Annotated in this window: 6 protein-coding genes; all 6 read right to left on the reverse strand. The window is 52.7% G+C overall.

Annotation, left to right across the window (positions count from 1 at the left end; all coding sequences use genetic code 11):
* Window positions 1-145: 145 nt before the first annotated feature.
* Complete coding sequence (gene rcsC / locus ABZJ92_RS04905) at window positions 146-2995, reverse strand: two-component system sensor histidine kinase RcsC (RefSeq protein ID WP_000875997.1); 2850 nt, start codon at window positions 2993-2995, stop codon at window positions 146-148.
* A 274-nt stretch (window positions 2996-3269) separates the two neighbouring features.
* On the reverse strand, window positions 3270-4046 hold the full coding sequence (locus ABZJ92_RS04910; RefSeq protein WP_001225855.1) for a YfaP family protein: 777 nt from the start codon (window positions 4044-4046) through the stop codon (window positions 3270-3272).
* 4 nt (window positions 4047-4050) lie between these two features.
* Window positions 4051-5700 (reverse strand): YfaQ family protein, encoded by a 1650-nt coding sequence (locus tag ABZJ92_RS04915; protein WP_001104543.1) that lies wholly within the window; start codon window positions 5698-5700, stop codon window positions 4051-4053.
* Window positions 5701-6216, reverse strand: a complete 516-nt coding sequence (locus ABZJ92_RS04920; protein ID WP_005046832.1) for an alpha-2-macroglobulin family protein — start codon at window positions 6214-6216, stop codon at window positions 5701-5703.
* 202 nt (window positions 6217-6418) lie between these two features.
* Entirely contained in the window at window positions 6419-7978 is a 1560-nt protein-coding gene (locus ABZJ92_RS04925) for an alpha-2-macroglobulin family protein (RefSeq protein WP_005046839.1), read from the reverse strand.
* Window positions 7975-8362, reverse strand: a 388-nt coding sequence (locus tag ABZJ92_RS04930; protein ID WP_047204332.1) for a DDE-type integrase/transposase/recombinase, incomplete at its 5' end; no start/stop codon positions are given. The genes ABZJ92_RS04925 and ABZJ92_RS04930, both read right to left, overlap by 4 nt.

Below are 8362 nucleotides of genomic sequence, written 5' to 3' on the forward strand. Positions count from 1 at the left end.
TGCCGGATGCGGCGTAAACGCCTTATCCGGCCTACGATTCCCATTATTTCAACAGATTACATTAAAGTAGGCCAGATAAGACGCGTCAGTGTCTTATCTGGCATTTGCACTGAATGCCGGATGCGGCGTAAACGCCTTATCCGTCCTACGAATCCCGCGATTTCCTGACCCTCTCGGCATATACCGTCAGCGTCTGTTTTATCACATCCAGCGTTACCGGCTTCGAGAGGCAGCTGTCCATACCGGACTCCAGACACCGCTGCTTCTCTTCAGCCAACGCATTAGCAGTTACTCCGATTACCGGCAACGTCAGTCCCAACTGACGAATGCGTTGCGTCAAGCGGTAACCATCCATATTTGGCATGTTGACGTCGCTAAGCACGATATCAATATGATTCTTACTAAGTACATTAAGCGCATCGACGCCATCATTCGCGGTTTTACATTGATAGCCCAACGATCCCAACTGATCTGCCAGCAGACGTCGGTTAATCGGATGATCATCCACGACCAGAATCATCATATCGTCGTTATCGCTGACCGCTTTGTCCGTCGACGGCAGAGCGTTAGCAGGATCGTCGCTCTCCATCTCGATCAAATAAATACGCGCCAACAATGCCGGTAGCTCATGCGGAGCAGCCACACTGTGTACCCACTCCCCTGGCGCTTTCTCCAGCGGAATACCAATATGGCGACGACAGAAGGTCACTACCGCTCTGCCCTGCCATTTTTTACTCACTACCTCGTCAGTGATTAACACATCTTCGGGAGTCGGTTCCTGCCCTTCGTATGTTGTAACGACGATGCCGCTGCGCTGCAAACTGGTTTCCAGGAACTGACAGAGCGACGCATTGCGGACCGCCAGCCAGCAGCGTTTACCACTCAACCCTTCCACGCCTTTTTTCTGCGGGTACTGAGCGCCGTACAACGGAATACGCACGGTAAACTGGCTGCCCATTCCCGGTTCTGAATCTACCGAGATATCGCCGTCCATCATGCTGATCAGTTTTTCACAAATCGCCAGACCCAGACCGGTCCCCTGGAAGTTTCGCTGTACGCCCGTTCCAACCTGGAAGAAGGGATCAAACAAGCGCACCACTTCTTTCGCCGGAATCCCCACGCCGGTATCGCGAACACGGATAGAGAGATAATCGCCATCAGCGCGAACATGCAAAACTATACAGCCGGTATCGGTGAATTTTATGGCGTTACTCAACAGGTTGGAGATGACCTGCTGTAAACGCATCGGGTCGCCATTTAAGGCCACTGGCACATCCGGTTCAATAAAGCAGTACAAGCCTAACTGCTTGCGTACCACCAGCGGTAAATAGTTGGCGGTGATGTGGTTCATCACTTCACGCGGTGAAAACTCACGCGGTTCGATCTTCAACTGTTCCGATTCAATCTTCGAGAAATCGAGAATATCGCTGATAATTTTCAACAACAGGCTGGAAGAGTTGTTCATTGCCGTCACCAGACGATCGACGCCTTTCGGTAACTCTTTGGTTTGCAACAGATCCAGGTTACCGATAATGCCATACAGCGGCGTTCGCAGCTCATGACTGACGGTGGCAAGGAACATCGATTTTGACTGGCTCGCCTGTTCCGCTGCTTGTGCCATCTCCTGCAACGACTCTTCCATCTTCACGCGCGAAGAAACATCCACCAGCACACAAATGGCCACGTTTTCATTACGATAGCGCGAATGGACGAAGCTGATTTGCAGATTGGTATTGTTGCTGGTCAGGACATCAACAAAATTGACCTGCTGCCCACAGATAATTTGCGTCAGTCGTTGGCGGTCCTCATGCGTAAGCATATTGAGATAGGTATGCGCCAGTTCGTTACTTAAAATATTGACGCCATCAGCGGTACGCAAAATGCAGATACCCACTGGCGCGGAGGCGACAATCTTGCGATTGAACTGCTCATGTTCTTCCAGTCGCAGGGCGTCGCTTTCCGCCGGAATGAAAATACGTCGCTCGTACATCCGCGCGAGAGTAAACAATGCAGCTCCGGCAAGCACATTCAGCAAAATTGCGTTAAGGATCAACATGCGAATGCGTTCCAGCACCTTATCAACCGGCACCGAATACACGATGCTTAGCGATGAGGGTGGCAGATTTTTCTTCAGCACCAGCTCCCGGAACCCTTCCGTATAGCCAAACCAGGAGCGTTCCTGCATCCAGCGAGGATCGCCCTTAATTTTACTTTCTGGTCCGGTAAGCGAAATCAGGGTATGACCATTTTCATCAAGAATGGTAACCCCCATCGGCAACGTACCCGGTAAGAAAAAGTTCTCCATCCGGATGGTCTGCTCGACACCCAAAAGCGCCTGCAACCGGTTCGCCAGATAAACTGGCGTCAACGCGTAAAAATACCCGACGCAAGGGCGCGGACCTTCGCTGATCCAGTAGAGGTTACTGCCGCTATCATCTTGTGGTGCATTTCGATATTTATTGATGCGTTCATGCAACGCTTTCAACGCGGTATCGCGTTCCACTGGCATATCACGCAGACCGAAATTGGCCATGCAGAGGTTATCACTGCCGATTAAAAATACCCGGTTGAGATCGTAAGCCGCAGAAAAATTATCGCGCCAGTAGCGCATAAACCACGCCAATGACTCCAGAGAACCTCGCCAGGTGTTACTCATTGCGGAACAATCGGAGTCGGCAAACAGCGGTTCAAACGCAGGCACATCCGCCTGCGTTTCTCGTCCACGCGGGGAAAGCACACCGTTTTCTGCCGATAAGCGATTTTCGGCGATGTACTTAAGCTCTTTCATCACATCAGAGGTGCGTTGAATAAAGCGCTGAGCCTGATCGGAACTCAGATTAAATTCCTGACGAATTTCCGATTCTCGCTGATGTAACGCATTAACGATGTAAAAAACGGATGAAAAAGCAATCAACAGCCAGAGCACTAACGCCAATGCTCTGAACATGTAGCGCGAGGCTTTCAGGGTTGTACGAAAAGAAGCAAGGTATTTCAAAGGGGAGAAGCTCCGCCTCAGGTGACCGATGGAGTGTGGTTAAGGTAGCGGTAAAAGCGTGTTACCGCAATGTTCTGTCACCATTGCAATAATGCGTATCGCTTAGAAACCATTGCCTTAACCAGGAAAGCCGGAGTAGATGGACAGTTCTCAGTACGAAAAATAAGAAATGACCAATCTGCCGACGCTTGTTAATGGTTATATCCTGGCGTCGGCAGATCGCCCAGCAGTCTTATCTGAAAAAAGAGAGAGCCAGGTTGTGTGAAGGGATGGATCACCAGTCAAAACTTTTCACCAGCGTCAGCTCGCCAGCATTACGCATCGGTACAATAAATGTTTCCTGTTTCTCATTGACCGATCCTTCATCGGTGATCAGCGTCAGTTGGGCGGTCGTCAATTCCGTTTCGCTGCGCCCACCATAGTAGTTGATATACACCTGATAGCGCCCGTGAACTGGTGCTGGCATGGCGAAAATCTCGGGTCCGTACCCCGTCGTGACATCCATATCCAGTGCACCACTGTTTTTCAGCACGGTGTTACCGTACCAGGCGTGTTCGCCATCGGGCGTGACAACATGGAGATCGAGATCGGTATTGTCCGTATCCCACGAGAGAACCAGCCGTAAACGTGCACGAATAGTTCCTGTACCCGGCGTTGAGTAAAACTGCATTTTTTGCCGGCTTTGCCCATCCGGGCTGATGACCTGCACGCTGTTGCTGCCTTCAGTGAAAATATAAGGGCGTGCAAATGAACCATCGGATTCAATTCTCTGCGGCATACTGGCACCGTTGACCACCAGCCGGCCCTGCTGAACTTTACCCGCCGCAGCATAATTCTTTATTTTGCCGCGGATCTGCGCTGAGATATTTTGATCATCTGCCATGTTGACGGACGACGCCGGGTAATTGATCGATTGTGAAAAACTGGCATCTTCGCCCTCTGCCGGATGCCAGCCAGAGAGCGGTGCGTCAATCTCGACTTCCTGCACACCTTCACTGTGAGCGACAGGCGAAAGTGCCACCAGTAACAACGGAAGAAAAATCTTTCGCATAGCATTAGTCCATTAATAATTGTCGGGTCAGCGTTTCGATATAGTTCTCATCAAGCCCGGTGGGATAACCATCAAAGGCCAAGTGCAGATACTCATGGGTTAAATCCAGCCGATCCTGAAGCGTAAAGAAGTTACGAATAAACAGCCGTTTCTGCTGCCGATCGGTATAGGGGAAACCTGAGACTAAACGACAGACCGCAAACACGTCTGGTTCGTTGTACCCCGTCTCGCCTTGTAATATACGCCGCCACTGCGGCATTTTTTTCGCCAGCCAGGCTTTCGCTTTGGGTAATAACTGGCAGGTTGAGCGTGGAGCTCCCCAGCGGCTAAGGCTGTTGTCGGGATAAGCAAACGCGAGTATCTGGTCGTAACGCTCCCCCTGCCCCGCCTGGGCCGTGGCTTGCCGCCAGGAAAGTGTCCCTTCGGTAGCGCGACTGCCATGATAATGAACCGGATCGCCTGCATAGATGAGCTCCTGCGTCCAGGCGGTCATCGTTCGCGCCCCCGTGGTCGCTGGCGAAGCAGAAACACGCTGCGTGGCGCTGCTGTCGGGGATGGTCAGGCAATCACCTTCCCGATTGGCGTTTTGCTGTAAAAAAGTACGTATCGCCACAGTCATGGCTTTCGCTGCCTCAGGTGGCGTACTTTTCGCCTCGCGATCCAGAACTCTGGCAACGTACTCTTCACGATCGAGATGCGACTGCAATTTCAGTTTGCCCTTTTCGCTCAGTAAGGTCGTCTCACCGTGGCTGACAAACGTAATGTGGTTACCATTAGTAAACGTCACACGATAGCGCCCATTAAGTACGCTGGGTTTTACTGCCGTCGTACTCTTTTCCGCTGTGATTTTCTTCAGCGGATAGCGGGCAAACAGCTCCACCTCTACACATTGCCCACTGGCAACCTGCGTCGGCACTGGCAAAACCCGATTAAGCACCGTCGCATAACGGGTTAGTACCGTTTTGCTGGTGCCACTGCCAGTAACCCACAGCGGTGTACCATCGGTTAACCAGCCAGCAAAACCACCCTGACGGATTTCCTGTTTATCATCGGCAAACCAGCTCCAGGTTTTCACCCGTACCCGACTACCGAGCATGGATGCGACACCGATTTTCGCCTCGTCCAGCACCACATCCAGTAAGACTTCCTGAGCTTTGTTTTGCGCAGGTAACGTCGCTAATGAATCAAGCAGCGATTTAACCGTTACCGAGGTTTCTGGCTTCAGCGTTGTAAGAGACGCTAACCACGCAGGTGCCTGACGCTGTTGCCAGTATTGCCCCCACACATCTGCGCCAATATGCAACCGCTGCGGCGCAAAATAGAGCCCACAGGAACGTACCAGCGCGGTATCGCGCGTTATGCTCTCCCCAGCCTGACAACAATAAACCTCTTCCGGGGAGTTTCCGCGACACTGGTAGGGCTGCTCCGGTTGATGGGTATCCTCCAGCCAGGCGTAAACATACAGTTTCCACAAACTCCCTAACGGCGTGGTGAGCGAGTCAGGTAATGCTGAGACTTTGGTCACGCCTGATGACGACAGCTGATACAGTTGATCGTGCTGCGCACCGCGCAGCACCAGTTGTAACGGCGTCTCCTCCGCAAGCGTTGGCAGAGTAACCAACGCCAATAGCCAGACGATTCTGCGCCAGTTCACTTATTTCACCTGCATCCCGGTCCATTCACTCCCTGCCGCGACACTTTGCTGCGCAGGTGCATAGGAACGCACATAACGAGCAGGAGGCAGAACGAATTGCCCTTTTTGCGAGAAGCGCAGCAAATGGCGGAAAGTGACCGTTCCCGTCAGTTCTTTCACCGGCACCATATAGGCCAGTTCGCCCATTTCATTACGCGCTTTTTCCAGCAATTGCCCCTGCTGTTTCGCGGCGTTGGGTTTATTGACTGAAATGCCCCATGTTGTGCGCTCAACGTCAGCTCCCGGCGGGAGCGGTACTTCCACCTGACCATAGCGCAGAACTGCATCCTGCTCGCTGGTAAGCGTAATTTCATCGAGATACAGCGCATCGCTGTCAATCTCATTGCTGGTCACCGGCTGCAGAGTAAAGCTCATCTCTTCTTCACCGGGGATAAGCCGATACAACTGGCGTTCAACGGTCACCGGAATGTTACTTTGTTGAGCCGTTTTTGCCGGTTCACGCCAGCGGACCTGCACATTTGCGGCGATAATTCGTCACCAAAAGAGAGAATGTCCGGCACACCCTAACCAACCCAACGCCAGTCTTCGCCCCCTCCAGTTAACTTATGTTTAGCCCATGCGCCCGCAGGCGCAGGCAAAACAACTGGAGGCATTGTCGCCATATATTTCGCCAGCCAGTTCATGGCCAGCGCGCGCTCAATAGTGGATTGCTCAGCGGTCAAACCATTAAAATAGCGGCCGTCTGGGTAGCGTCACCACCGCTATTGAGCAGCACAACCGTGTGCGCCAGCGGCTGATTGCTGTTTGCCGCTTTATCCCACGCATATTGCTGAACCTGTGGCATCACCGTGGACTTCAACTGCGCTTTTTTCAGCAACGTCATGGTTAAGACGTTTGCCACCGCATCTGCCAGTGGAGATTCCGGTGTATCGAGGATCAGGCTGTCATTGATATCGCGGATGTCTTCCTCAGAGAAATCTTCATCTTTAGTTCCGCGCCGGGCGATAGCTTCATCCCCCCCTTTCAACAACGTTTTGCACGGCAGATTCATCTCCTGTGCCCACGCCAGCACCAGCGCCCGATGCAATAACGGCATATTATCCGCCTGCTCGGCATAACTGTCGAGCATATGCTGCCAGTATTCCGGTTGTTGCGTTACGCCGAGCGCCTGGCTGGCCTGCCAGTCGGCGTACCATGCCCATGCCGTAAGGAAGGCGTCACCATTGCCATCTTCACCCCACCAGGTAAAGCGCGCTCCGGGCCCCGCCAGTTGCATCAGCCGCAGACGGTTATCCTGAATCATCTGACGAATGTCGTTAGCGGCGGCACTTTGATGATCGGCAAGCGAACGCCAGGCGAGACTGAGCGGGATCAGACGGCTACCGGTGTTGATCACCCCACCCCACGGTTCATCGACTAACGCATCAAGATTGTTGCGGAAAATCTCCTGCGGCGTTTCACTACTTTGTAGCCGGATATTACTCGCCTGCTCGGGCAACATCAGCGCGTTCTCGCCACCGCCGAGCATGACATTTTTCTGCTGTTCAACGGGCCAGCTGTTGTCCACAAAAGACAGTTTTGTGCTAATGCTGTCCTGCACTTGCCCATTTTGTTGCAGTTCTGCACTTAACAAGCCAGATTGCTGAATATTCTGCGTCAGCGAAATATAATTCGCCCCTTTGTGCAGCGTCAGCGTCTGGCGCATCTCAGCGCCTGCAAATTTAGTCACCAGCGCCACCGGTTCGTTATCCTGCTGACTGAAGATAAACAGTCCTGCCGCCGGTTTGTCGCCCACGCGATACACCGTTGGCATACTCCACTTCATGTAGAGATTTTTTTCCGAACGCAGATAAGCACGCCCCTGCCCGACCAGCCCGTCGCCGTTCATCCCACGCGCGGTGATACGCCAGCGGGTTAACGAATCAGGCATCAGGAACGTGAAATACGCTTTGCCTTGTTTATCGGTTGTGAGTGACGGCATCCATGCCGCGGTATCCACCTCTTCACGCCGTGGACGTTCAAGCATTTTTACTCGCCGCTCGCTGCGGTTAGTCGCGCCAGGCGCAACCGGCTCGCTGGAGAGCGCCTGGTCATAGCTGATAAACGACAGACTGGAGCTGGTACGCACATTGTTACGCCCCAGCGGATAGAAAAATTTGCCGATATTCGGCGCGATTTCTGGTTGCAGCGCGTAGATCATTTCATCGACCACGCCTACCGTTAGCTGCGCAGAAACAGGTTTACCTTTCAGCGACGAGGTTAATTCTGAAGTGGTCAACAAAAACTGGCCACCGAGTTAGAGTTTTTCCAGTATCGATTTTCCGATTCGTTTGGGGGTAACCCACCGTTATATTCGTGCGGTCTTAGTGCGCTGTAATATCCAACGATATAGTCCGTTATGGCGTGAGCTGCCTCGCTGAAGCTTACGTAACCCACCACCGGCATCCATTCGTTCTTCAGACTCCTGAAGAAGCGTTCCATTGGGCTGTTATCCCAGCAGTTTCCGCGCCGGCTCATACTCTGTCTGATCTGGTATCGCCACAATAACTGCCGGAACTGCCTGCTCGTATAATGACTGCCCTGATCGCTGTGGAACATCACCCCGCCGGGCTTACCACGGGTTTCCCATGCCATTTCCAGCGCTTTCATGGTGAGCCTGCTG

The organism is Shigella sp. FJ200513 (assembly GCF_040495915.1).
GTDB lineage: Bacteria > Pseudomonadota > Gammaproteobacteria > Enterobacterales > Enterobacteriaceae > ECMA0423.

Bases quoted from the DNA above. Each gene is read 5' to 3' on its own strand.
- ABZJ92_RS04910 (WP_001225855.1), bottom strand. From the start codon at position 4,046: ATGCGAAAGATTTTTCTTCCGTTGTTACTGGTGGCACTTTCGCCTGTC.